At 66.2% G+C, this 22,593-nt stretch carries 29 protein-coding genes and 1 pseudogene; 25 read left to right on the forward strand and 5 right to left on the reverse strand.

Annotated features, from left to right (window positions below):
• Positions 1–115: 115 nt before the first annotated feature.
• The 18 genes and pseudogenes from flgC to ACLP25_RS25230 all read left to right on the forward strand — a co-directional run bounded on the left by flgC (position 116) and on the right by ACLP25_RS25230 (position 12,353).
• The gene (gene flgC / locus ACLP25_RS25145) at positions 116–538 is read left to right on the forward strand and encodes a flagellar basal body rod protein FlgC (RefSeq protein ID WP_442471847.1); all 423 of its coding nucleotides are present in this window, start codon (positions 116–118) and stop codon (positions 536–538) included.
• Positions 539–562: 24 nt separating this feature from the next.
• A complete protein-coding gene (locus ACLP25_RS25150) occupies positions 563–865 on the forward strand; it encodes a flagellar hook-basal body complex protein FliE (protein ID WP_442471848.1) in 303 nt (100 codons plus the stop codon).
• Positions 866–907: 42 nt separating this feature from the next.
• Positions 908–1,696 carry a flagellar basal-body rod protein FlgG gene (flgG, locus tag ACLP25_RS25155; RefSeq protein WP_442471849.1) on the forward strand — a complete coding sequence of 263 codons (789 nt, stop codon included), beginning with the start codon at positions 908–910 and terminating at the stop codon, positions 1,694–1,696.
• 10 nt (positions 1,697–1,706) lie between these two features.
• Positions 1,707–2,174, forward strand: a complete 468-nt coding sequence (gene flgA / locus ACLP25_RS25160) for a flagellar basal body P-ring formation chaperone FlgA (protein WP_442471850.1) — start codon at positions 1,707–1,709, stop codon at positions 2,172–2,174.
• On the forward strand, positions 2,171–3,265 hold the full coding sequence (gene flgI, locus ACLP25_RS25165; RefSeq protein ID WP_442471851.1) for a flagellar basal body P-ring protein FlgI: 1,095 nt from the start codon (positions 2,171–2,173) through the stop codon (positions 3,263–3,265). The genes flgA and flgI overlap by 4 nt, the downstream gene beginning before the upstream one ends.
• Before the next feature lie 59 nt (positions 3,266–3,324).
• Positions 3,325–3,867, forward strand: a complete 543-nt coding sequence (locus ACLP25_RS25170) for a MotE family protein (RefSeq protein ID WP_442471852.1) — start codon at positions 3,325–3,327, stop codon at positions 3,865–3,867.
• Positions 3,867–4,571, forward strand: coding sequence for a flagellar basal body L-ring protein FlgH (locus ACLP25_RS25175; protein ID WP_442471853.1), 705 nt, complete (start codon positions 3,867–3,869; stop codon positions 4,569–4,571). Before ACLP25_RS25170 ends, ACLP25_RS25175 begins: the two co-directional genes overlap by 1 nt.
• 11 nt (positions 4,572–4,582) lie before the next feature.
• Positions 4,583–5,047 carry a flagellar basal body-associated FliL family protein gene (locus ACLP25_RS25180; protein ID WP_442471854.1) on the forward strand — a complete coding sequence of 155 codons (465 nt, stop codon included), beginning with the start codon at positions 4,583–4,585 and terminating at the stop codon, positions 5,045–5,047.
• Positions 5,044–5,779: pseudogene (gene fliP, locus ACLP25_RS25185) on the forward strand (flagellar type III secretion system pore protein FliP). The gene ACLP25_RS25180 and the pseudogene fliP overlap by 4 nt, the downstream one beginning before the upstream one ends.
• 89 nt (positions 5,780–5,868) lie before the next feature.
• The gene (locus ACLP25_RS25190) at positions 5,869–6,645 is read left to right on the forward strand and encodes a flagellar hook-basal body complex protein (RefSeq protein ID WP_442471874.1); all 777 of its coding nucleotides are present in this window, start codon (positions 5,869–5,871) and stop codon (positions 6,643–6,645) included.
• The gene (locus ACLP25_RS25195; RefSeq protein ID WP_442471855.1) at positions 6,642–7,079 is read left to right on the forward strand and encodes a flagellar hook-basal body complex protein; all 438 of its coding nucleotides are present in this window, start codon (positions 6,642–6,644) and stop codon (positions 7,077–7,079) included. The genes ACLP25_RS25190 and ACLP25_RS25195 overlap by 4 nt, the downstream gene beginning before the upstream one ends.
• A gap of 22 nt (positions 7,080–7,101) precedes the next feature.
• Positions 7,102–8,595 (forward strand): flagellar hook-associated protein FlgK, encoded by a 1,494-nt coding sequence (flgK, locus tag ACLP25_RS25200; protein WP_442471856.1) that lies wholly within the window; start codon positions 7,102–7,104, stop codon positions 8,593–8,595.
• Between the two features lie 2 nt (positions 8,596–8,597).
• A complete protein-coding gene (locus ACLP25_RS25205; RefSeq protein WP_442471857.1) occupies positions 8,598–9,653 on the forward strand; it encodes a flagellar hook-associated family protein in 1,056 nt (351 codons plus the stop codon).
• A gap of 18 nt (positions 9,654–9,671) precedes the next feature.
• Positions 9,672–10,019, forward strand: a complete 348-nt coding sequence (flaF, locus tag ACLP25_RS25210; RefSeq protein WP_442471858.1) for a flagellar biosynthesis regulator FlaF — start codon at positions 9,672–9,674, stop codon at positions 10,017–10,019.
• 9 nt (positions 10,020–10,028) lie between these two features.
• Entirely contained in the window at positions 10,029–10,430 is a 402-nt protein-coding gene (flbT, locus tag ACLP25_RS25215; RefSeq protein ID WP_442471859.1) for a flagellar biosynthesis repressor FlbT, read from the forward strand.
• A gap of 12 nt (positions 10,431–10,442) precedes the next feature.
• Entirely contained in the window at positions 10,443–10,853 is a 411-nt protein-coding gene (gene flgD, locus ACLP25_RS25220) for a flagellar hook assembly protein FlgD (RefSeq protein ID WP_442471860.1), read from the forward strand.
• Positions 10,850–11,119 (forward strand): flagellar biosynthetic protein FliQ, encoded by a 270-nt coding sequence (locus ACLP25_RS25225; protein ID WP_442471861.1) that lies wholly within the window; start codon positions 10,850–10,852, stop codon positions 11,117–11,119. The genes flgD and ACLP25_RS25225 overlap by 4 nt, the downstream gene beginning before the upstream one ends.
• A 547-nt stretch (positions 11,120–11,666) precedes the next feature.
• On the forward strand, positions 11,667–12,353 hold the full coding sequence (locus ACLP25_RS25230) for a spermidine synthase (RefSeq protein ID WP_442471862.1): 687 nt from the start codon (positions 11,667–11,669) through the stop codon (positions 12,351–12,353).
• A 121-nt stretch (positions 12,354–12,474) separates the two neighbouring features.
• Here ACLP25_RS25230 and ACLP25_RS25235 read toward each other — a convergent pair whose 3' ends face one another.
• Positions 12,475–12,813, reverse strand: a complete 339-nt coding sequence (locus tag ACLP25_RS25235) for a type II toxin-antitoxin system TacA family antitoxin (RefSeq protein ID WP_442471863.1) — start codon at positions 12,811–12,813, stop codon at positions 12,475–12,477.
• Positions 12,814–13,037: 224 nt separating this feature from the next.
• On the opposite strand from ACLP25_RS25235, the gene flhA reads away from it, so the two are divergent.
• From flhA to ACLP25_RS25265, 6 genes are all read left to right on the forward strand, one after another.
• The gene (flhA, locus tag ACLP25_RS25240; protein ID WP_442471864.1) at positions 13,038–15,122 is read left to right on the forward strand and encodes a flagellar biosynthesis protein FlhA; all 2,085 of its coding nucleotides are present in this window, start codon (positions 13,038–13,040) and stop codon (positions 15,120–15,122) included.
• Positions 15,123–15,213: 91 nt separating this feature from the next.
• Positions 15,214–16,005 carry a flagellar biosynthetic protein FliR gene (locus ACLP25_RS25245; protein ID WP_442471865.1) on the forward strand — a complete coding sequence of 264 codons (792 nt, stop codon included), beginning with the start codon at positions 15,214–15,216 and terminating at the stop codon, positions 16,003–16,005.
• 13 nt (positions 16,006–16,018) lie between these two features.
• Positions 16,019–16,417 (forward strand): hypothetical protein, encoded by a 399-nt coding sequence (locus ACLP25_RS25250; protein WP_442471866.1) that lies wholly within the window; start codon positions 16,019–16,021, stop codon positions 16,415–16,417.
• Positions 16,418–16,623: 206 nt separating this feature from the next.
• Positions 16,624–17,199 (forward strand): rod-binding protein, encoded by a 576-nt coding sequence (locus ACLP25_RS25255; RefSeq protein ID WP_442471867.1) that lies wholly within the window; start codon positions 16,624–16,626, stop codon positions 17,197–17,199.
• The gene (locus ACLP25_RS25260; protein WP_442471868.1) at positions 17,196–17,576 is read left to right on the forward strand and encodes a hypothetical protein; all 381 of its coding nucleotides are present in this window, start codon (positions 17,196–17,198) and stop codon (positions 17,574–17,576) included. The genes ACLP25_RS25255 and ACLP25_RS25260 overlap by 4 nt, the downstream gene beginning before the upstream one ends.
• The gene (locus ACLP25_RS25265; RefSeq protein WP_442471869.1) at positions 17,573–18,028 is read left to right on the forward strand and encodes a hypothetical protein; all 456 of its coding nucleotides are present in this window, start codon (positions 17,573–17,575) and stop codon (positions 18,026–18,028) included. Before ACLP25_RS25260 ends, ACLP25_RS25265 begins: the two co-directional genes overlap by 4 nt.
• Positions 18,029–18,044: 16 nt before the next feature.
• On the opposite strand, the gene ACLP25_RS25270 is transcribed toward ACLP25_RS25265, so the two are convergent.
• Genes ACLP25_RS25270 through ACLP25_RS25280 form a run of 3 tightly spaced genes read right to left on the reverse strand, consistent with a single transcriptional unit; the run spans position 18,045 to position 20,202 of the window.
• The gene (locus ACLP25_RS25270; protein WP_442471875.1) at positions 18,045–18,749 is read right to left on the reverse strand and encodes a DUF899 domain-containing protein; all 705 of its coding nucleotides are present in this window, start codon (positions 18,747–18,749) and stop codon (positions 18,045–18,047) included.
• A gap of 14 nt (positions 18,750–18,763) precedes the next feature.
• Positions 18,764–19,843, reverse strand: coding sequence for an SRPBCC domain-containing protein (locus tag ACLP25_RS25275; protein ID WP_442471870.1), 1,080 nt, complete (start codon positions 19,841–19,843; stop codon positions 18,764–18,766).
• 29 nt (positions 19,844–19,872) lie between these two features.
• Positions 19,873–20,202, reverse strand: coding sequence for an ArsR/SmtB family transcription factor (locus ACLP25_RS25280; protein ID WP_442471871.1), 330 nt, complete (start codon positions 20,200–20,202; stop codon positions 19,873–19,875).
• A 469-nt stretch (positions 20,203–20,671) separates the two neighbouring features.
• Here ACLP25_RS25280 and ACLP25_RS25285 point away from each other — a divergent pair, with 469 nt between their 5' ends.
• Positions 20,672–21,157, forward strand: coding sequence for a hypothetical protein (locus ACLP25_RS25285; RefSeq protein ID WP_442471872.1), 486 nt, complete (start codon positions 20,672–20,674; stop codon positions 21,155–21,157).
• 904 nt (positions 21,158–22,061) lie between these two features.
• Here ACLP25_RS25285 and ACLP25_RS25290 read toward each other — a convergent pair.
• Positions 22,062–22,286 (reverse strand): hypothetical protein, encoded by a 225-nt coding sequence (locus ACLP25_RS25290; RefSeq protein WP_442471873.1) that lies wholly within the window; start codon positions 22,284–22,286, stop codon positions 22,062–22,064.
• Positions 22,287–22,593: the final 307 nt, after the last annotated feature.

Consider the following 22,593-nt stretch of genomic DNA (forward strand, 5'->3'; position numbering starts at 1 on the left):
GCAACACCGTCAATCTCGAGCAACAGATGATCAATGTCGGCGACGTGAACCGAGACTTCTCGATGAGCTCGGGCATTCGCCGCGCCTTCCACCAGCTCATGCTCGCGGCGCTGAAATGACGGCCAATCCTCTCCAGGATTCTCTTCGAATCGCCGCTTCCGGGCTGCAGGCGCAGTCGACGCGGCTGCGCATCGTCTCAGAGAATATCGCCAACGCCCAGTCGACTGGCCCGACCGCCGGGGCCGAACCTTACGCGCGCAAGACCGTATCGTTCGAGAGCGCGCTCGACCGCGCCACAGGCGCCAACCTCATCGAGGTCAAGGCAATCGGGGTCGACCAGACGCCGTTCAAGCTCGAGCGCGACCCCGGAAACCCGGCCGCGGATGCGGAAGGTGTGGTCAAGATGCCGAACGTCGACGTGCTCGTCGAGCTCGCCGACATGCGGGAGGCCAACCGCAGTTACGAGGCCAACCTTCAGGTAGCGAAACAGACGGCCGACATGCTCAACCAGACGGTCGCTCTGATGAAGGACGCGTGAGGCGAGAGGCAAAGGAGCAGGACGATGATTGAAGGACTTTCGGCGCTCAGCGGTCTCGGCAGGACGCTCGGCCCGGCGGCGCCGCAGACGCCGACATCGCCCTTGGACGGCGTCGGCTTCGAGGAAGCCCTGGGTCAGGCCGTAGGCTCCGCTGTCGATGTATTGAAGACCGGGGAGGCTGCGGCGATTCAGGGGATCGAGGGCGCCGCGCCGCCGATGCGGGTGGTCGAATCGGTGATGGACGCGCAGCGCACGCTGCAGTCGGTGCTGGCGGTCCGCGACAAACTCGTCTCCGCCTGGCAGGACATCTCGCGGATGTCGATCTGAACGCGGCGGCGAAACCCTGAGACATTCAGGAAAGATGGCGCGATGAGAGCGTTGACGATCGCGGCGACGGGCATGAGCGCCCAGGAACGGAACCTGGAGGTCATCGCCAACAACATCGCCAACATCAACACGACCGGATTCAAGCGTTCGCGCGCGGAATTCACCGATCTCATTTACCAGACCGAGCGGCTGATGGGCGTGTCCAGCCGCGGCCGGGACGCCACCATTCCCGAAGGCGCGCAGATCGGACTCGGGGTACGGACCGCAGCGATCCGCACCGTCAATATCCAGGGGGCGCTGACCAACACGGGCAACATGCTCGACCTCGCGATCAACGGTCGCGGCTGGTTCCAAGTGACGAACGCCAACGGCGACACCGTCTACACCCGCGACGGCGCGATCAACACCAACCAGAATGGCCAGATTGTCACGATGGACGGCTATACGGTAACGCCGTCGATTATCGTCCCGGCGAACGCGACCAATGTGACCGTGAGTCAGACTGGCGTCGTCACGGTCACCTTGCCCGGCCAGTCGACGCCCCAGCAGCTCGGCCAGCTCACGATCGCCAACTTCGTCAACGATGCCGGTCTCCAAGCCCTCGGAGGCAACTACTTCCAGCAAACGCAAGCTTCCGGCCAGCCGACCGTCGGCGTGCCGGGAGACACGGCGTTCGGCATCCTTCAGCAGGGTTACATCGAGGCGTCCAACGTCGACCCGGTCACCGAGATCACTAGTCTGATCGCCGCGCAGCGCGCTTACGAGATGAACTCCAAGGTCATCCAGGCGGCCGACCAGATGTCCGGCACGATCTCCAACATGCGCGGCTAGGAGGAGGCCGATGTGCTCGCGACGAATTCAGGCCGCTTCGGCCGCAATCGCGCTCCTGGCTGCCGCCAGCAATCCGGCGCCGGCGCAGGAGGCGCTCGCCCCGTCGCCGAAGGCAGTCATCTACCCCGGCGACGTCATCCGCGAAGACATGCTGACGGATCTGCCTCAGGGCGGCGTGCACGACGCAGGCGGCGCGTTTGTCGAGGACAGGGCGATGATTGTCGGCAAGGTTGCGCGGCTGACGCTGCTGCCGGGCCACGCGATTCCCTACGCCGGAGTCTCCAACCGCAAGCTTGTCGCCAACGGCGCGGAAGTGAAGCTCGTTTACGCCGAAGGCGGTCTGCTCATCGTCACCACCGGCGCGGCGCTCCAGGACGGGTCGATCGGCGACGTCGTGCGCGTGCGTAACAGCGACAGCGGCGTCACCGTGTCCGGCGCCGTGCAGCCCGACGGCTCGGTCAAGGTCGGCGGCGGATGAGACGCGCTGTCCTCGCTCTCGTGGCGCTGTGTCTCGCCGTCGCGCCCGTTGCAGGGGCGCGCATCAAGGACATTGCGGTGCTCCGCAGCCCGCGCGACAGCCAGCTCGTCGGCTACGGGCTCGTCGTGGGCCTCAGCGGCACGGGCGACACCTTCCGCAACACGCCGTTCACGCAGCAGGCGGTGCAGGGCATGTTGCAGAACCTCGGCATGGACGTGCACGGCGTCGAACTGCGCAACCGCAATGTCGCCGCGGTCATCGTCACGGCCGATCTCTCGGCGGGCGTCGAGACCGGCTCCCGCCTCGACGTCACGGTTTCCGCGCTCGGCGACGCACCTTCACTCATGGGCGGTACGTTGCTCCTGACTCAGATGCTTGGCTCCGACGGCAGTCTCTACGCAACCGCGCAGGGCGCCGTTTCCGTCTCCGGGTTCCAGTCGCAAGGCGAAGGCGAGACGCTGTCCCAGGGCGTGCCGACCGCCGGACGCATCCCCAACGGTGCGATCGTCCAACACGAGATCGTCGGCGCGCCGGACGACTTGCGCTCGATGCTCGAGCTCAAGAACCCCGATTACGCGACATCCGTGCGCATCGCGGATGCAATCAACAGCTATGCTCGCGGCCGGTTCGGCGGTCGCGCCGCATACGAGGTCGACGCCCGGACGGTCGAGCTCTTTCGCCCGCGCGTCGTCTCGTTCGCCCGCTTCATGGCGGAGATCGGCGAGTTGCAGGTCCAGCCAGACATGGCCGCCCGTGTCGTGCTCGACTCGCGAACTGGAACCGTCGTCGTCGGACAGGACGTGCAGATCTCGACAGTCGCCGTCACCTATGGGACGCTGACCGTCCGGGTCAACGAGCAGCCCCAGGTGTCGCAGCCGAATCCCTTCGTCAACGGCCGCACCGTCGTCACCCCGAACACGACGATCACCGCCGAGCAGACCGGCGGCCCGATCGCCATCGTCGGCGGCTCGAGCCTGCGCATGCTGGTGGGCGGCCTGAACCGCATCGGCGTCAAGCCACCAGGCATCATCGCCATCCTCCAGGCGATCAAGACCGCCGGCGCGCTTCAGGCCGACCTCGTCATCCAGTAGCTCGCAAGCCCAGCGCAAGCCGCCGAGCCCACGATGCCGCCCGTATTCGAGGCCGACGCATGTCGATCATCCGCATCCTGCGAACCCTTGTCGCGGTCACCGTCGTGGCCACGTTCGCCTCCTCTGTTTTCGCCCAGGATGGCAAGCCGCCCGACGCGCTGAAGCCAAAAGCCGCTCCGGAAAAGGTCGCCGCGGAAAAGGCGGTGGACCCCGACGCCGGCCGATATTGCGCCAGCGTCGCCCCTTCGATCGCGGAGGCTCGCATCGCCTGGCAGACGAAGCGGCTCGCCGAGTTCGACGGGCAGGTCCGCCAGCGCATAGCCGATCTCGAGAAGGCCGAGGCCTCCGCACGCGATTGGATCGCCAAGCGCGACGCTCTGATGAAGTCGGCTCAAGACGATGTGGTCGCGATCTATAGCAAGATGGAGCCCGAAAGCGCGGCGCGGCAGATCAGCGCCCTCGACGATCGCACGGCCGCGGCGATCCTCGGCAAGCTGAAGCCGAGCGCGGCCGGAGCGATCCTCGGGGAGATGGACGCGGATCGCGCGAGTCGGCTGGCCGGCCTCATCGCCGGTGTGAACCCGGAGGAGAAGAGGTCCTAATGCGGCCTGCGCCGTTCGCTCCGTTGCTCGCTGCTCTCGCGCTCGCGGGTTGCTGGCAGAGCCCTTCCGAGTTCATGCGCGAGCCGAACTTCTCGCCTGTTGGCGCGGGGTTCATCTCTGACGAGACGGCCGCAATTCAGAGCGCGCAGGCGCTCGGTCCGAACCACACTTTCGGTCCGCCGCCGTCGCTCTACGCCGAGCCGCGCATCAGCAAGGTCGGCGACATCGTCACGGTCATCATCATGATGAACGACAAGGCGCAACTCGGCAACGGCTCCGACCGGTCCATGACGACCAAGGATGGCCAGACCATCGACTACGGCTTCAACAATGGATCCTCGTCGTCGTCCTCGAGCCAGCCGGCCAAGCTCCTCGGCGACCTTACCTCGACCTCCTCGACCCAGGGCCAGGGCGATGTCAACCGCTCCGAGCAGATCCAGGTTTCGGTGGCGGCTGTCGTCACGCGCGTGCTGCCGAACGGCAACCTCGTCATCTCAGGTTCGCAAGAAGTCCGCGTCAACTACGAGATGCGCCAATTGACGGTCGCGGGCATTGTCAATCCGACCGACATCTCCCTCAACAACACCATCGCCTACCAGAAAATCGCCGAAGCGCGCATCTCCTACGGCGGACGCGGCCGGCAGAGCGACTTCCAGCAGCCGTCCTGGGGGCAGCAGATCTATGACGCCGTCAGGCCGTTCTAGCAGGCGCTCCTATGGCTGACGCCGCAGCCCCCGCAGTCGCGCCTTCCGGAGGGTTCAAAGGCGCGCTGATCGAGTTCCTGATCGTCGCGCTCATCGGCGCTAGCGCCGGCGCCGGATTTGAGATGCTCCGCCCAGCCGTGACCGAGGCGCAGAAGCCGAAGGAGGCAGCGGCCCCCGCCGAGGCGTCGACGATCTACGACCTTGCGCCGATCGTCACCAACCTCGGCGCCCCCCAGGACACCTGGATCCGGCTCGAGGCCTCGATCGTGTTCGACCCCAAGGCCCTGCCCCATCCCGAGGCCGTCGCCGGCAAGATCGGCGAGGACGTCCTCGCCTATCTCAGGACCACGACGCTGAAGCAGCTCGAAGGGCCGATCGGCCTCCAATCTGTCCGCGAGGACCTCAACGAACGCGCCGCGACCCGCTCGGACGGAAAGGTGCGCGAGCTCGTGCTTCGCACGCTGGTGGTGCAATGAGTCGCCTGGCCTTCGCCGCGCTCGCGATCGTCCTGATGGCGGACCCGGCCGCCGCCCAGACCGTCGACCTCGGCGCGCTGATCCCGTCGGGCGGGGCCTCGGCGAGCGGCCGCATCATCGAGATGGTGGCGCTGCTGACCGTTCTGTCGGTCGCGCCAGGCCTGCTCATCATGGTGACGAGTTTCACGCGCTTCATCATCGCCCTGTCCTTTCTGCGCACTGGGCTCGGCGTCCAGGGCGCCCCGGCCAACCTGGTTCTGATCAGCCTTGCATTGTTCATGACCTTCTTCGTCATGGCGCCGACTTTCGACCGGGCCTGGCAGACCGGCCTCAAGCCGATGCTGGACAATCAGATCAGCCAGCAGGACGCGCTCGCCGCGGTGGCGCAGCCCTTCCGAGAGTTCATGCTGTCGCAGGTGCGGGAGAAGGACATCGCCTTGTTCGAGAGCCTGTCCAAGGGGCGCTTCGAACCAGGCGACCGATCGAAGGTGGACTTCCGGCTGCTGATCCCGGCCTACATGATTTCGGAGCATGAGGCGCGGCTTCGAAATCGGTTTCCTTGTGGTGCTCCCGTTCCTCGTCATCGACATGATCGTGGCCACGCTCACGATGTCGATGGGCATGATGATGCTGCCGCCCTCGATCATTTCGCTGCCGGTCAAAGTCCTGTTCTTCGTGCTCGTAGACGGTTGGAGCCTGCTTGTCGGCAGCCTCGTCCGCTCGACGACCTGAGGCGCCAGCTTCAGGCAAGGCCGTGGGGTTCGAATAGGCTGGCACGCCGAGGAGTCTTCATGACCATTCTCAACACCAGCGTCTCCGGCATGTCGGCCGACTCGAACTGGCTGTCGTCGATCTCGCAGAACGTCGCGAACGCCAACACGACCGGCTACAAGAACGTCGAGACGGATTTCTCGACCATGGTCGACCAGGTTGCGAGCGGAAGCGTCGAGGGCGCAGGCGTGCAAACAAGCACGATCTCGCTGAACTCGCTCCAGGGCAGCATCGTCACCTCCCAGACGGCCACGAATCTCGCGGTCCAGGGCGCCGGATTCTTCGTCGTCTCCGATTCGGCCGGCGATCTTTACCTCACACGAAACGGCTCGTTCGTCCCGGACGCCTCCGGCAACCTAGTCAACAGCGCCGGCTATTACCTGATGGCGAACAGCGTCCAGAACGGCCAGTCGGCGACGCCGGCCAATTCGCTGAGCGGCCTGCAGAAGGTCAACGTCGACAACGCGGGGCAGACGGCGACGCCGACGACGTCGGGATCGCTGACGGCCAACCTTCCTTCAACGTCGACGACGATCGCCTCGGCCGATCTCCCATCGGCGAACAGCTCGAACTCGACCTACACGGACGAAACCTCGCTCGTCGTCTACGACAATCTCGGCGGCGCCCACACGATCAATCTCTATTTCGCCAACGAAGGGAACGGGACCTGGGAGGTCGACGCGTTCGACGCCTCGAAGGCGGCGTCGGCCGGCGGTTTTCCCTATTCGTCCGGTCCGCTCGCGACCCAGACGCTGACCTTCGGCTCGACCGGCGCGCTCAAGTCGGGTCGCCGCTCACCTTCACGGTTCCTGGCGGCCAGTCGATGAACCTCAATCTCAGCAGCATGAGTCAGCTGGCCTCCAGCTTCAGCGTGTCCGCGGAGACCACCAACGGCAACGCGCCGGCGAGCCTTCAGGGCGCCTCGATCGCCGCGGACGGGACACTCTCTTTCAACTACTCGAACGGCGCGTCTGTCGCCGCATACGACATTCCGCTCGCGAATGCGCAGAGCCCCGACAATCTCAGCGCCGTCAATGGCAACGCTTATACGGCAAACGCCGCCTCGGGTCCGATATTCGTCGGATCTGCGGGCGATTCCGGGTTCGGCTCGATCGAGTCCAGTTCGCTGGAAAGCTCGACGGTCGATATCGCGACCGAGCTCACGGACATGATCCAGGCTCAGAGCGCCTACGAGGCCAATTCCAAGGTCTTCCAGACCGGGGCGGACATTCTCGACGTCCTCAACAACCTGAAGCCGTGATCGCGAATCAGGGACACGCGCCATGAGCCTCTCGACCGCGTTCAACATCATCAGCTCATCCTTCGCCGCCAACGCGGCGCAGACGGCGGTCGTCTCCAACAACATAGCCAACGTCAACACGCCCGGCTATTCGCGCGAGGTCGCCAACCTCGTGGCCAATCCATACGGCGGCGCCGACGCCGCCTCGGTGACCCGCATCGCCAATGCGGCGCTCGCCGAGCAGGTTTCGACCTCGACGGCGCAAGCGGCGGCGCAGCAGGCGATCGCCAATGGGCTCGCGACGCTCGCCGCCACCGTCGACGACAGCTCTACGACGTCATCGACCTCCGGCGCCGACCAGAACGGCGCCTCGCCATCGGCAATGCTGTCCAATCTCCAGAGCGCGCTGACAACCTACGAGGGCTCGCCGACCTCCACGTCCGCCGCAGACGCCGCGGTCACCGCCGCGAAGACCCTCGCCCAGTCGCTCAATGCAGGAGACGCCGCGGTCAATCACCTGCGCGAGCAGGCGGATCAGGACATGGCCTTGTCGGTCTCGACCATCAATTCGCTCCTCGCCCAGTTCCAGACCGCAAACGACGCCGTCATCGGCGGTCTTGCGAGCGGGGCCAACGTCGCAACCGCCGAGGACACGCGCGATTCGCTGATTACGCAGCTCGCCCAGCAGATCGGCGTGACCACCACGACCGCCGCCAACGGTTCGATGTCGATCTACACCGACAGCGGCGTCACGCTGTTCCAGGACACGGCGCGCACGGTCGCCTTCACGCCGACATCGAGCTACGTCGACGGCGTGACCGGGTCGCCCGTCACGGTCGACGGGGTTCCGATCACTGGCTCAAGCTCCCTCATGCCGATCCAGTCGGGCGCGCTCGCGGGATATGCGACGCTGCGCGACACGCTCGCGCCGCAGTATCAGGCGCAGCTCGACCAGATCGCCGGCGGACTGATCAACGCCTTCGCAGAAGGCGACCAGACGGCTTCGTCGCAACCGTTGCTGCCTGGCCTGTTCACCACGAAAGGCGCGACGAGCGTCCCCTCGACCTCGGACGCAGCCGGCCTCGCCGCGGCGATCGAGGTCAACCCCAGCGTCGACCCCTCGCAGGGCGGCAACGCAACCCTGCTGCGCGACGGGGGGATCTCCGGCAATCCCAACTACGTCTACAATACGACCGGCGATACGAGCTACACGGCCAGGCTGCAACAACTCGTCAGCGCGATCGGGTCGACGCAGAGCTTCGACGCCTCGGCCGGGCTCGGGACCTCGGCGCGCCTCACCGACTACGCCAACGCCTCGGTGAGCTGGCTGCAGGGCGAGAACCAGCAGACGAGCGACGCCTCGGATTATCAGAACGCGCTCATAACCCAGGCGACCTCGGCGCTGTCGAACGCGACAGGCGTCAATCTCGATTCCGAAATGACGAATATGCTCAATCTCGAGAACACTTACGCCTCAACGGCGAAACTCCTGACCGCGGTCAACGACATGTTCTCCGCTCTGCTGCAGGCAGCATGACGATGAACCCGACTTTCGTCTCGACCCAATATCTCGCCAACAGCCTCGTCCTGCCGGTACAACAGGCGCAGGCTCAGCTCACGACGGCGATCACGGAAGAATCGACGGGCCAGTACGCCGATCTCGGCCTTCAGCTCGGCGACCAGTCCGGCTACGAGCTGTCGCTGAAAGAGCAGGTCCAGCAATTGCAGGCGCTGACCACGGGCAACAGCGTCGTCGCAACCAATCTTTCAACCGCGCAGGACGCCCTGACCTCTATGAGTACGAGCGCCCAAACGACCGTGCAGGATCTCGCAACCTGGACGGCCGGCGCCGATTCGGGCGCGCAGCTGCAGACCATCGGCCAAACGGCCCTGCAGGAGCTGACCTCCTCGGCCAACGCGACCTCTGGCGATGCGTACGTCTTCGGCGGGATCAATAGCGGCGCGGCGCCGTTGAACGATTATTTCTCGACGGGTTCGAAGGCGAGCAGCGCCGTCGAAACCGCGTTCGAAACAGCTTTCGGGTGTTCGCCGACCTCTGCCGCCGCCGCGAACATCACGGCCTCGCAGATGCAGAGCTTTCTCTCCGGGCCGTTCGCAGACTTGTTCTCCGGCAGCAACTGGACGTCCGACTGGTCCACGGCGTCGAGCACAAACACGAGCGCGGAAATCGCGCCGGGCCAGACCGTGACGACCTCGACCAACACCAACTCGCCCGCCTTTCAGAGCCTCGCCGAGGCCTACACGATGGTCGCGGCATTTGGCGGGTCGTCGCTCAGCACCTCGGCCCAGCAGGCGGTCGCCTCCGCGGCAACGTCGCTCGTCAGCCAGGGGCAAAGCGCCGTCACTCAGACGCAGGCCGCGCTGGGCGCGACGCAGTCTCAGGTCACCGACGCCAACAGCGCGATGAGCTCGCAACTGACGCTGATCCAGACTCAGGTCGGCAACCTCGACAACGTCGATCAGACTGCGACGGCCGCGAAGATCACGGCGCTGACCAACCAGATCCAGGTGGCCTACGAGCTCACCGCGCGGCTGCAGCAGCTCAACCTGGCCCAATACCTTCCTGTTTCGTAACGAGCGCCAGGGATCTCAATGTACGAATTCGCCTACAATGAAGTGGTCGAGGAGTCGCGCGCGACCATGCGCGCGCGGGAGCGCGCCGCGATGGACCGAGTCATCGGCATGCTGCGCATGGCGCAGGAGAAGGGGCCGCTGTCGCGCGAACGAGTCGACGCGCTGTTCTACCTGCGCCGGCTCTGGATGATCTTTATGGACGACCTCAAGGACCCCAACAACGAGCTGCCCGATCCGTTGCGCGCCGGCCTCATCTCGATCGGCCTCTGGATGCTGAAGGAGATCGACCGCGTCCGCTCGCGCGTCACCGACGACCTCGCCCCGATGATCGAGATCAACGAGATCATCCGCGACGGCCTCAAGTAGGGGGGACGCATGAATATTACGCTCAGGGCCGGCGAGCGGTTCTTCATCAACGGGGCGGTCATCCGCGTCGACCGCAAGGCGACGATCGAACTCCTCAACGACGTGACCTTCCTGCTCGAGAACCACGTGATGCAGGCCAAGGACGCGACCACGCTCACCCGCCAAATCTATTTCGCGGTGCAGATCATGCTTATGGACCCCGGTGCGACGGCGACGGCGACGCCTCTGGCGCGCTCGCTGATCGAGACGGCGCTCGGCGCCTACCAGACGCCGGAGCTCGTTTCGGGGTTGAGAGCCGTCGCCCAGTCGCTCGCGAAGGGCCGTGGTTTCGAGGCGATGAAGACGCTGCGCACGCTCTTCGCAATCGAGGACGGCGAACTGAAGCGCGAGGCGGAAGCCGCCGCCGCCTGAAGGAGACTTGTCATGACTGTCGCACCAACCTCAGCGGTCACGAGCGCCGCCGCCCAGACGTCGACCGCCGCGTCCACGACATCCACGACCCAGTCGCTGAGCTACAACGACTTTCTGACCCTTCTGATGGCGGAGATGAAGAACCAGGACCCGACCCAGCCGATGGACCCCTCGACCATGGTGTCGCAGCTCGCGACCGTCTCCGAGGTCGGGCAGGCGGTTCAGACGAACACGACGCTTTCCTCCCTCCTGACCGCGAGCTCGCTGTCGCAGGCCGAGGGCCTGGTCGGGGCGACCATCACGTCCTCCGACGGCTCAACGTCGGGCACGGTCGCCTCGGTCAGCGTCACGAGCTCGGGCGCGACGGCGACGCTGACCAGCGGCCAGACGGTGTCGCTCGGCAGCGGGGCGACTGTGCAATGAACGAGGGCGACGCGGTCGATCTCGTCCAGCAGGCGATGTGGATGGTGGTCGTCGGCGCGGGGCCGGCGGTCGGGGCGGCGATGGCGGTCGGCGTCGCCATCGCGCTCTTGCAGGCGCTGACCCAGGTGCAGGAGATGACGCTGACCTTCGTGCCGAAGATGATCGCCGTCTTCCTCGCCGCGAGCCTGACCGCGAGCTTCGTCGGCGGCAAGTTCGCCATCTTCACCGACCAGCTCTACGCGCGGATCGAGCGGGGCTACAAGTAACCGCGCCATTTTGGCAAGGGCGGCGCGTTTTCAAAGGCTTCGGCGTCGGAATCGGTCACAATTGCGCGTTCCGACCCGCTCCCTCGATGGCCGAAGCCATTGTCCGTGAGCGGCGGCGCGATCCCAAGCGCCAAGGCCGCGCCGCCCAAGCCGACCGGGCGCCGAACCCAAATCCAGGCCAACTCCAGACAAGATCTTCCCATTGCCATTTTCAATGTTTTCAAGGCCCTACGCTCCGCCATCGGCCGTATTCTATCGTCACCCTTTGCCGCGCATGGCCACGCCCGCATCGGGAGCCGCCCGAAGACTCGCGCCGATATTCTTATAATCAGGAATATGATAACCTAACTTTCCGTTTATTGCAACGATTCCCTGACCGGGCGCCGCGGCGCAGTAAGGCGGTCGCTGACCCGGCCTCGGCGCGCTCGGCGAGCGCCCCCTACAATCCGCGCCTGCAATTGCTTTTTCCTTGCGCCCGGCCCATCACCGCACGCCCGCTCGCGCGAACGGGCGGCCACAGCGTGAAACCCGCCCCCCGGACCCGCCCATGATCCCCTGGATAGAACTCGACCGCGCCGCTCTGCCGCTGGGCGGGGAGTTGCGGTTAATGCGGAGGGGACAGGAGTTTTCCATCAAGGTCGGCGTCGCGGAGCTCATGACCTCGCGGCTCTGCGCCTCGGAGGAGGCGCTGGCGACGCTGGCGGCCGAAAAGCTCGGCGGCCGAAAAAAGCCCAAAATTCTGATCGGCGGACTCGGCATGGGCTTCACCCTCCGCGCGGCGCAGAGCGCATTCGGCGCCGGGGCGCAAATTGTCGTCGCCGAACTGGTTCCGGCCGTCGTGCGCTGGGCGAGGGGTCCGATGGCGGAGCTTTTTGGCGCCTCGCTCGACCAGCCCGGAGTCACAATCGTCGAGGCCGATGTCGCGACGCTGATCCGTGCTCCCAAGCCGCGCTACGACGCGATCCTGCTCGATGTCGACAACGGCCCCGAAGGCATGACGCAGGCGGCGAACGACCACCTCTATTCGATGAAGGGCCTAGCGACGGCGCGCGCGGCGCTCTCTCCCCGCGGGGTGCTCGCCGTGTGGTCGCAGGGCCCGGACGTCGCGTTCGCGAAGCGGTTCGAAAAGGCGGGTTTTTCGGTCGAGGACAAACGCGTTCGCGCTGGAGGCGTCCACGGCGGCCCGAGACACGTGATCTGGCTCGGCGTGCGAAGGGAAGGTGGGGAGCGGTGAAACCAGCCGAACGACGCAATCATCGTCTCGATCGGCATATCAGGGTGCGGATGTCCACGGGATGTCCGATGAATTCGGCGCACCGAAGATAAAATCGCTTCACCGGCTTCCGGCTTGTCGGCTACTTTCGCCATGCCGGAACGCGGCTCAGCAGCGACTTGAGCTTCGGTTCCGACGCGGGGGGATTGTCGAGCGCGCGCACCAGGGCGTCGTAGCGATTGGAGTCGAGCAGGAGGACACGCTGGTCGAGCAGCACGTCGATGGCCCGCCTTCGCGCGCTTTCAACCATGAACTCGGCGCGCGTCTTGCCGAGGATCGCCGCCGCGTCGTCGATGAGCTGAAGTGTCTTGGCCTCGATCTCCAGGTTGACGCTGCCCTTCGCATCGGCCGAGGACCGCTCCGCGCCGGCGACCTCCGCAGCGCCCGGACTTTCGATCACTGAAATTCGGCTTCTTCGCATGCTTGCAAGGATCGTCGCTCGTATACACAATGTCAACACAAATGGCCGGGACGCGCAGGCCAATCGGGCAAAGACGAACGTTTGGACGCCGCGCCGTAAGGCGGAGTCTGCATTGCGCCACGGCGCGCTCAGCGAGCGCGCCCTACAACGCCCGCGCAAGCTTCGCCGCCCACCCTTCTCCCCGCGCCGGATGACCGCGGCGCGAGGGGATGCGAGCGCGAAACATGTCCGTGACGGCTGCGCCAGCAGCCCCCGCAGGACGGGGGGGAAAGGACATCGGCTTCGCCGTCGGCATCGTCCTGATCCTGTGCCTGTTCTTCCTGCCCGTCCCGGCGTTCATGATCGACTTCGGCCTCGCCCTGTCGATCGCGCTCTCCGTCCTCATCCTGATGGTGGCGCTGTGGATCCAGAAGCCGCTGGAGTTCTCGGCCTTCCCGACGGTGCTGCTCGTCGCCACCGTCCTGAGGCTCGCGCTCAACATCTCGACCACGCGGCTCATTCTGTCGCACGGCGAGCAGGGGCCGACGGCGGCGGGCTACATCATCGGGGGCTTCGCGCATCTCGTGATGGGCGGCGACTTCGTCATCGGCATCATCGTGTTCCTGATCCTGGTGACGATCAATTTCCTGGTCATTACCAAGGGCGCGACCCGCATCGCGGAAGTCGGCGCGCGCTTCACCCTCGACGCCATCCCCGGCAAGCAGATGGCGATCGACGCCGACCTCTCCGCCGGCCTCATCGACGAGAAGATCGCGCAGGCCCGCCGGCGCGAGCTGGAAGAAGAAAGCTCCTTCTTCGGCTCGATGGACGGCGCCTCGAAATTCGTGCGCGGCGACGCGATCGCGGGCCTCATCATTCTCGCGGTCAACATCTTTGGCGGAATCGTCATCGGGGTGACGCGCCACAGCCTGCCGTTGGCGTCAGCGGCCGACGTCTTCACAAAACTCTCTGTCGGCGACGGCCTCGTCACCCAGATCCCCGCGCTCATCATCTCGCTCGCCGCGGGCCTTCTGGTCGCCAAGGGCGGCACGCGCGGCTCGGCCGACAAGGCGGTGCTCGACCAGCTTTCCGGCTACCCGAACGCCTTGTTCGTCGCCGCGCTGCTGATGGCGATGCTCGGCGTCGTGCCCGGCCTGCCTTTCCTGCCCTTCGCCATGCTGTCGGGCCTGATGGCCTTCGTCGGCGTGGCGATTCCGCGCCGCATCGCCAAGGCTGCTGCGGAAGAGGCCGCGCAAAAGGCGGCGAAAGAGGCGCGGGCCAAGGCCGATTCGCGCGCCTCGATCAAGGAGCAGTTAAAGGCCTTCGAGATCGAGCTCGTGCTGTCGAAGGAGCTGAACGCCGCGCTCGTTATGTCGCGCGACGAGATGGCCTCGCGCATCGCCAAGATGCGGCGGAAGTTCGCCAGGGCCTACGGCTTCGTCGTGCCGGAAATCCGCTTGACCGACGACATCAAGCTGCCGGCCAAGACCTACCAGATCAAGATCCACGGCGCGCCGGTGACGACGCAGGAATTGCGCGTGCGCGACTGGCTCGTCATCATCGGTGACGGGCCCAAGCCGAACCTGCCCGGCGAGGAGGTGCGCGAGCCCGCCTTCGGCATCCGCGCCGTCGCCATTCCCGAGGCCTTCGTCAAGGACGCCCGGCGCGAAGGTTTCAAGCCTGTCGACCCGGTCTCGGTGCTGCTCACCCACCTCTCCGAGGTCATCCACAACAACCTCGCCCAGCTCCTGTCGTACAAGGACATGCGCGCCCTCGTCGACCGGCTCGAGCCCGAATACAAGCGCCTCATGGACGACATCTGCCCGTCGCAGATCTCGCAGTCCGGCGTGCTGGCGACGCTGAAGCTTTTGCTCGCTGAGCGGGTGTCGATCCGCAACCTCAGCCTCGTTCTCGAGGCGGTCGCGGAGATCGCGCCGCATGTCCGAAGGCCGGAGGCGATCGCCGAGCACGTGCGCGCCCGCCTCGCCCAGCAGATCTGCGGCGATCTCGTCGATAACGGCGCCTTGAGCGTTTTGCGCCTCGGCAACCGCTGGGACCTGGCGTTCCATCAGGCGCTCAAGCGCGACGCCAAGGGCGACGTGATCGAGTTCGACATCGATCCGCGCCTGATGGAAGAGTTCGCCGCCGAGGCCTCAGCCGCGATCCGCAAGCGCATGGATTCGAGCCGGCAGTTCGCGCTCGTCACCGCGCCTGACACGCGGGCTTACGTGCGGATGATCATCGAGCGCATGTTCCCGACGCTGCCGGTGCTGTCGCAGCTCGAGATCGCGCGCGGCTTCGAGATCAAGTCGCTGGGGACGATCTCGTGAGGCGCGCGTCTTCCCCACCAAAGACACGAAGAACACGAAGGCCTTCGTGTCCCTTTGTGCCCTTGGTGGTGAGACATCACGGCGCGTCGGCATGATCGCGCTCGCCGTACAGGGCCTTGCGCTCGCGCCTCCGCCGCTCTCGCCGCGGCTTTCAATCGGCGTGTTCCTGCTGTTCTGCCGCATCGGCGGCTGCCTTATGGTAGCGCCGGGGTTCTCGTCGAGCGAGATTCCGACGCAGATCCGGCTCTTCGTCGCCTTCGCGGCGACGCTGGCGCTCGCGCCGCTGCTCCTCGACAAGGTTCCCGCGGCGGCGCTCGGCGACGATCCGGTTGTGACCCTGCGCGCGATCGCGATCGAGACCCTGATCGGCGGGATGATCGGCTTTCTCGCCCGCATTTTCTTCGCCGCGCTCGAGACGCTGGCCTCGGCGGCTGCGCAAATGCTCGGGTTCAACAATCCGTTTGGCGTCCAGATCGAGGCGGGCGAGACGCTCGCCCCGCTCGCGACTCTGATCTCGCTCGCCGCGGTGACGCTCATGTTCATCACCGACCTGCACTGGGAGCTTCTGCGCGGGCTCGCAGCCTCTTATGACGTGATGCCGGTCGGGGCTGATTTCTCGCCGCGCTTCGCGCTCCGCCAGGTCGCCGACGCGCTCGGCGAGTCCTTCCGCTTAACCCTGCGCATCGCGTCGCCCTATGTGATCTACGCGCTGATCGTCAATCTGGCGCTGGCGCTCATCAACCGGCTGACGCCGCAGATCCAGATCGTGTTCGTTGCGGCGCCCTTCGTCGTCGCCGGCGCGCTGGCGCTGCTCTACGCCACCATCAAACCGGCGCTCGAGGCGTTTCTCCTCGGCTTCGGCGCCTGGCTCTTCTCAGCATAAAACGGGATGACCCATGAAGAAGCGTGTGGACTCGCTTACGCGTATCGGAAAGCTCGCCTCGCAGATGCACGACCTCGGCCGCTGGCGGCTTTCGGCGATCCAGCATGAGCAGGCGTGTCTCAGCGACGACCTACGCGCCGTTCTCGAAGCGCTGGAAACCGGCGAGCTCGCCTATGGGGCTCAGGCGAAACTCAGTGCACGGCGGGTCCGCGCCCTGCAGAAGCGACTCGACGCGCTCGCGCACGAATCCGAACGGGTGAGCCGGGCCGCGCGCGTCCATGGCGTGCGCGCAAAGCTCGCCGAACAGGCGGCCGAGACCGCCGGGAAGGCCTGGCGCGAGCACGAGGCGCGCAAGGATCTCGCCGAGATCGTCGAACGGACGCTGATCAAACGCGACGCAAGCCAGGGGTAAGCGACCGAGGGCACGCTGGCCGACGAGCGCCGCCACGCGCTCCTTCTTCCCTTGCAGAAGACAGTGTCGGACGAAGGCAGACGGATGAGGGTCTGGCGCCCGAGAAGCGCGCCAGGCAGCGCGCGCTCCTCATCCGGCCGCGCTCTCAGCGCGTCTGCTTTCGCCCGCGAGGAGGAAGGGCGCCAACCGCTCAGGACGGAAGAAGAATGTCCTTCAACCCATCCACCGACGTCGTCCTCGACGTGCTCAACGCAGCCGATCCCCTCCGGGCGAGCATCGCCGCGGAGCGTCTCGCGGCGCTGGCCGCAGGCAAGCCTTCGGGCGATTTCGCGCTCGATCTCGCCAAGGCGACGGGCTCCGGCGCGGCAAACGCCTCGCCGCTCGCGCCGGGCCTCGCCGACGCGCGCCACGCTCTTGCGGACGCGACGGCGGCCTCCGACCCGACCCAGCGGGCGAAGGTCGAGTTCGAGGCGATGGCGCTCAATTCCTTCGTCGGCGAGATGCTGCCGAAGGAGTCGAGCGCCTTCTTCGGCGAGGGGACGGCCGGCGACGTCTGGCGCTCGATGCTCAGCGAACAGATCTCGCGGCAGATCGCCAAGTCCGGCGCGCTGGGCTTGAGCCGCCGCCTTTTCGCCACCCATGACCTTGTGGCCGGCGACCGCGCAGCAGTCGGAAAGACGGCGGCCGCTGCGGTCGAGGCGAGCGCCAACGTTCTTTCCGCGCCTGCGGCCGCCGACATCGTCGGCGGCGCCGTGCTCACCGCCGCCCGGAGACGCGCATGAGCCGCCCGTCCCGCCCCGGCGCCGACGCCGCCGCCATGGCGCTGCCGGTGGTCGAGCGGCTGATCCGCACGGTGGCGGCGGAGACCGAGGACATCGCGAGCGGCCGGCCGGCGCCCTACGAACTCTATGGTCAGCGCAAGAACCAGGGGCTGCTCGAGCTCAATCGCCTCGCGCCCGCGCTCGCCCGCGCCACTGGCGGCGGCCGCCTCGGCGCTGCGCTCGCCGAACTCGACGCGACGCTCAACGCCAACAAGCGCGCTCTCGGCGTGCAGCTCAAGGCCTCGATCGCGGTCGCCGAAATCATCGCTCGCGCAATCCGCGACGGCCAATCGGACGGAACCTATGACGCGCGGACGTGGCGGGGTCGGGAGGCATGACCCGCTCCCTGTTCCTTGCTCTGTTCGCCGTCGCCGCGGCGATCGCCGGCGAGATCGGGGCGCGCCAGGCGATCGTCCTCAACGAGCAGAGGGCCGTCGCGACGGCCGCGCGCGTCACCGAGGCGCGCAAGACGCACGAGATCAACGTGCCGCGCATCAAGGACGGCGGCGTCAAAGGCTACGCCGTCATGCTGCTCAGCTACACGGTCGACGTCAGCGCGCTGAAGACGGCGGAGATGGCGCCCGACTCGATCCTCGTCGACGAGGCGTTCCGCTACGTCTACAACGACGACACCATCGACTTCGACCATCTCGACCGCTTCGACTTCGCCAGGATGAGCAAGGCGCTGATCCGTTCGGTCAACGCGCGGGTGAAGGGCGAGGTGCTGCTTGACGTCGGCGTGCAGGAATTCACCTACGCCACCACCGCCGACACCCATGCGCGGCCGTGAGGCGCGCGGGCCTCGTTCAGACGGCGTATTCGTCGTGCAACTTCACCCAGCTCATCGGGAACGGCAGGCCCTCCTCGTGACGACCAAGCGCTGTGACGTCGAGAAGGTTATAGGCCGTATTCAGGATGTCGAGCCCGCGCGCGAAGCACGAATAGGTGTGATAGAGGGCGCCGTCCTCGCCCCTGATGAAGGCGCTGACCCCCGGCAGGTCCTTCATCGACCCCTGCTTCGACGCGTAATTGTAGGTCGCGGTTCCGGCCGTGAGATCCTCGTCGCGGAACGAGACCGCATAATCGTAGTTGAAGTCGCCGTCGCCCGACGACACCCAGGGGAAGGTCCAACCCATCCGGCGCTTCACCGCCTCGAGCTTGTCGACCGGCGCGCGCGAGACGGCGACGAAGGCCGTGTCGCGCGCCGCCAAATGCGGGACGATCCCGTTGAAGCCGTCGGCCCAGAACGAGCAGCTCTTGCACGGCTTCTCCCAGTCGGGCGCGAACATGAAATGCTGGACGACGAGCTGCCGCTTGCCGGCGAAAAGAGCGCCGAGGCTGAGCGGGCCTTGCGGACCATCGAAGCGATAGGGCTTCTCGATCTTCACCCAGGGCAGCGCGCGGCGCCTCGCGCTCAACGCATCGCGCGCGTGCGTGAACGCCTTCTCCTCGGCGAGGAGATCCTTGCGCGCCTCGAGCCATTCCTCGTGCGAAACGACGCGGTGGTCGATCATGGCGTCCTCCTTCATGAAGCGGCGGGAGCTTGCGTCGCGGCGACATAGCTCGGACGCTCGGCGAGCCGGTCGGTCGCGCGCCTGAGGTCCGGGACGGCGGCCATCATCTCCCGGCCCTCGGGCATCGCCTTCAGATAGGCGAGCATGGGAAGCATCAAAATGTCGGGAATGGTGAGGCTGTCGCCGACCAGGAAATCGCGCGCGTCGACCGCCCGGTCGAGCGCGCCGAGAATCTTGCGGATCTCCGGCAGCGCCGCCTCGATCGTGGCGCGGTCCGGCTGGCCTTCGGCCCCGCGCGGGAAAACGTACTGGAGCACGTAGTTCCTCACGATCGACGGGTAGGCGTAGCAGTTGAGCACGCTGATCCACTGCTCGGCCCTGGCCCGCGCGGCCGGGTCCGCCGGCATCAGCGCAGGGCCGGGCAGCGTCTCGTCGACGTGACGGATGATCGCGCTCGTTTCGTAGAGCGAGAGATCGCCGCAGCGATAGGTCGGCATTTTGCCGAATGGATTGAGCGCCAGAATTTCCGGCGAATGCGGCGGATGGACGTCCAGCCGGCAGGCGATGCCCTTCTCTGCGAACGCCATGCGGGCCGAGCGCACGTAAGTCGAGCGCGGGTCTCCGAGCAGGGTCGGCTGGGGCGTCTGCGGCTTCAAGCGGCCGGAGAGCGCGGCGTCGAGGGCGTTGAGACTCGAGGTCCAGCCTTCGTTGTGCCGGTCGCGTGCGTCCTCGGTCAAAAAGCCGGTCTGCTCAAGCGTGAGATCGGTGCCGCCGCCTTTCGACGCGAAGGTCAGGGTGACGACCGTCTCGGGCCCGCGGCCCGTCCCGTTGAGCCAGCCCCAGGTGTAGACGAGGCGTTCCGGCGGGTGGATTTCCCGGAACTCGCCGGTCACGACGTGGACCGCGCCCGACGCCGCGTGCATTTCGACGCGATACCTGCCGCCCACGCGCGCGTCGACTTCGCAGTGCGGAATCGTCGCATGCTCGGGCCCGTACCAGGCCTGCATCAGCGCCTTGTCGGCAAAGGCGGCGAAAACTTTCTCCGGCGGCGCCTTGAAGTGGCGCTTGAGGACGAGGCTGTCGGTCGGCATGCGCGTTTCCTATCCCTTGGGTTTCGCTATTATTTGGGTTTTGTCGAGTCCTGCGCATCGAGGAGCGCCTCGAGCCGGTCGAAGCCGCGCTCCCAGAAGAGGCGCGTCTCGTTGATCCAGCGCTCGGCCTCGGCGAGCCGGTCGCGCCGGAGCGAGCAGACGCGCCAGCGCGCGTCGACGCGTCGCTCGATGAGATTCGCCTCCTCGAGAACCTTGAGGTGGCGCGAGATCGCCGGGCCGCTGATGGCGAAGGGCCTCGCCAATTCTCCGACGGTCGCCTCGCCCGCGGCCAGCCGCGCCACGATCGCCCGGCGGGTCGGGTCGGCGAGGGCGGCGAAGGTCTGGCTCAGGAGGTCCATCCGCCTCATTTAACGTAATTGTTAAATGAGGCGCAAGCGGAGTCCGGCGTCGGGCTGATAAAAAAATTCCCTTTCAATTGATGGGAATCAATGTCGCTTCCCGACGAGGCGTCTAGCCCAATCTGCACTGCGAGTATTTAACCCGCGTCACGCAGCGCGAGCCGACCAGACGCCTCGGACGACACATTGATCGGCGAAACAAGAGAGCGCCAGACAAGGCGCCGGTTTGGACGTTCCTCGGCGGCGCCGGCAAGTGGAAAGGCGTCACGGGCACAGGAACGTGGACTATGGCTGGAGCAGGCAAGCCTGCCGCTGACGGCTCTATCGACATTTGCATCGACATGAGCGGTAAGTGGGTCTTGCCGTAATGCGAAAGCCAAGAAACCCGCCGCGCGGCCCTCGACGCCAGGGGAACGGGCCAAATGCGCGGACCGAGAAAGACGCGCGGGCTACCATGAGGAGGCCTGAAATGAAACCATGCGACATTCTCGCCGTCTTCGCCCTCAGCGTCGCGGCGGCGGTCGTTGCGCCGGCGCATGCCGGCGAAACCGAATACGGCGGCACGTTCTGCAGCCACTCGAAAGCGACGATGGTTCAGGCGAGCCCTGACATCACGGCGTTGAACGTGGAGTCCTGGGGCATTCAGACGTCTGACAGCCTGTTCAAGCCCTGGGCGAACGCGACCAACCACTGCGCGGGCAATGTCCTTGTCGTGCAGGGAAAGGCGTCCGCTCGCGGCGAATGTCTGTGGACGGACTCGGACGGCGACACCTTCATCGGGACGTTCGTCGACGAGCCTGGCAAGCCGGGCGCCTGGACCTTCGTTGGCGGAACCGGCAAGTGGAAGGGCGTGACCGGAAGCGGGACATACCAGTACGCCAGTTCAAGCAAGCCGCGGCCCGACGGAACGGGCGAGGGCTGCACCACGCATAGCGGCAAATACACTCTGCCGTGAGCGCGTGGACAACGGGCGTCGCCGTTGCGGCGCCCGGATGCAAGCGTGGCGGGCTCGCCGCGTTGAGAGCGACGACGCTCCTGCGGAACGCAGAAAGAAGAGCACCCAATGCATGGCGCCGCTTTTCCTCCGGTCCCGGCCAATATTGCGCCGAAAATCTGCGATCATGTCCGACGATCATCCGGAACGCGACGACGGTGAACGCGCCTCGCACAGGCTTTGCATGCGAGGATCTTCACGGCGCGGCGGCCGCGTCGCGGGTTCCTTCCTCCCGCAAAAGAAGGGGAAAAGGCTGGTTCATGTTCAAGTTCGTCCCATTTCCGTTCGCCCTTGTCTTCGACCGCACGCGATCCGCAATTCCCTTGAGCCTGCCCCTCGTCGCCCTCTGCGCCGCGCTCGCCGCCGGGCCCGCGCTTGCCGACCAGGACTATCCGCCCGGCCTGTTCGAAAACTCGCCGGTCGTTCGTCCGGGACAGCAATACGCTGTCCCGCCTTCGGGCCCCCAAGACGCAGCTCCGCCTTCGGCTTCGCCGGACCTTGGGGCGTCCGAAGCGCCGGGCCCCTCGATGCCGCCGGGACCGTCCATGCCACCGGGACCGTCGATGCCCGCGGGGCCGATGGGCGCCTTCGTCCCTCCGCCGCCAGTCGCTATGGCGCCGCCGGACGACTACTGCGCCAGTGTCGCCTTTCGGACCTTTGGGAGTATCGAAGAGCTAAGACGGGCGCATGCTCTGTGCGATCATTATCGCGGCGCCCCGCCGCCGCGGCCCGGTTCCTATTTCGGCCAATGATCAACCGGCGCCGCGTTGCGTCGGATCCTTTGTTGCGCCCGCTGACTCCGGGCGCCCGCAGCGTCCAATAAAAGAGCGAGGCGGAGTGAGCCTCCGCGCCGTCGCAGCTTCGTCTACGCCGCCAGCGTGCGCGCGTGGCGCAGCACGGAGACGACGCCGGTCAGGATGACGATGCGTCCGGATTCGTCCTTCACCCGGATCTTGCAGCGGGGCTGGTCGTGGCGCTTGGCGAGCCTGGCGATCTCTGGCCATGCGGCGCGCGGGTCAAACAGACGTACGGCGCGCTCGGCCGCCACGACCGCGCCGTCCATCAGCACTTCGAAGTCGTAGAGGTGCATGCGTCTCTCCGCTCCAGACGCGAACGCGCCGTCTTGGCAACGGCGCGTTCGCGATTTTGCGGGCGCACATCTCCACCATTTGGATTACGATCGTATGAAGAGGCGGGGGCGAAATTGCGACTTTCGTCGAAATGTCGCCGATCCCGCGACCTCGTCCCGAGATCCCCGGACTCGATCCGAAAGGCTCAATTAGCGTTCAATCGGCATAGCCGCTCTGATCCGGCGGTCAGCACCGCTTTCCGGTGGCGCCATCGCTTCTCTCAGGTCGTCAACCTCCACATGCCTCGCCCGACAGGCCCGGTGCTCC

Origin of the sequence: Roseiarcus sp. (assembly GCF_052145395.1) — a bacterium.
In the GTDB taxonomy this organism is placed as follows: Bacteria; Pseudomonadota; Alphaproteobacteria; order Rhizobiales; family Beijerinckiaceae; genus Roseiarcus.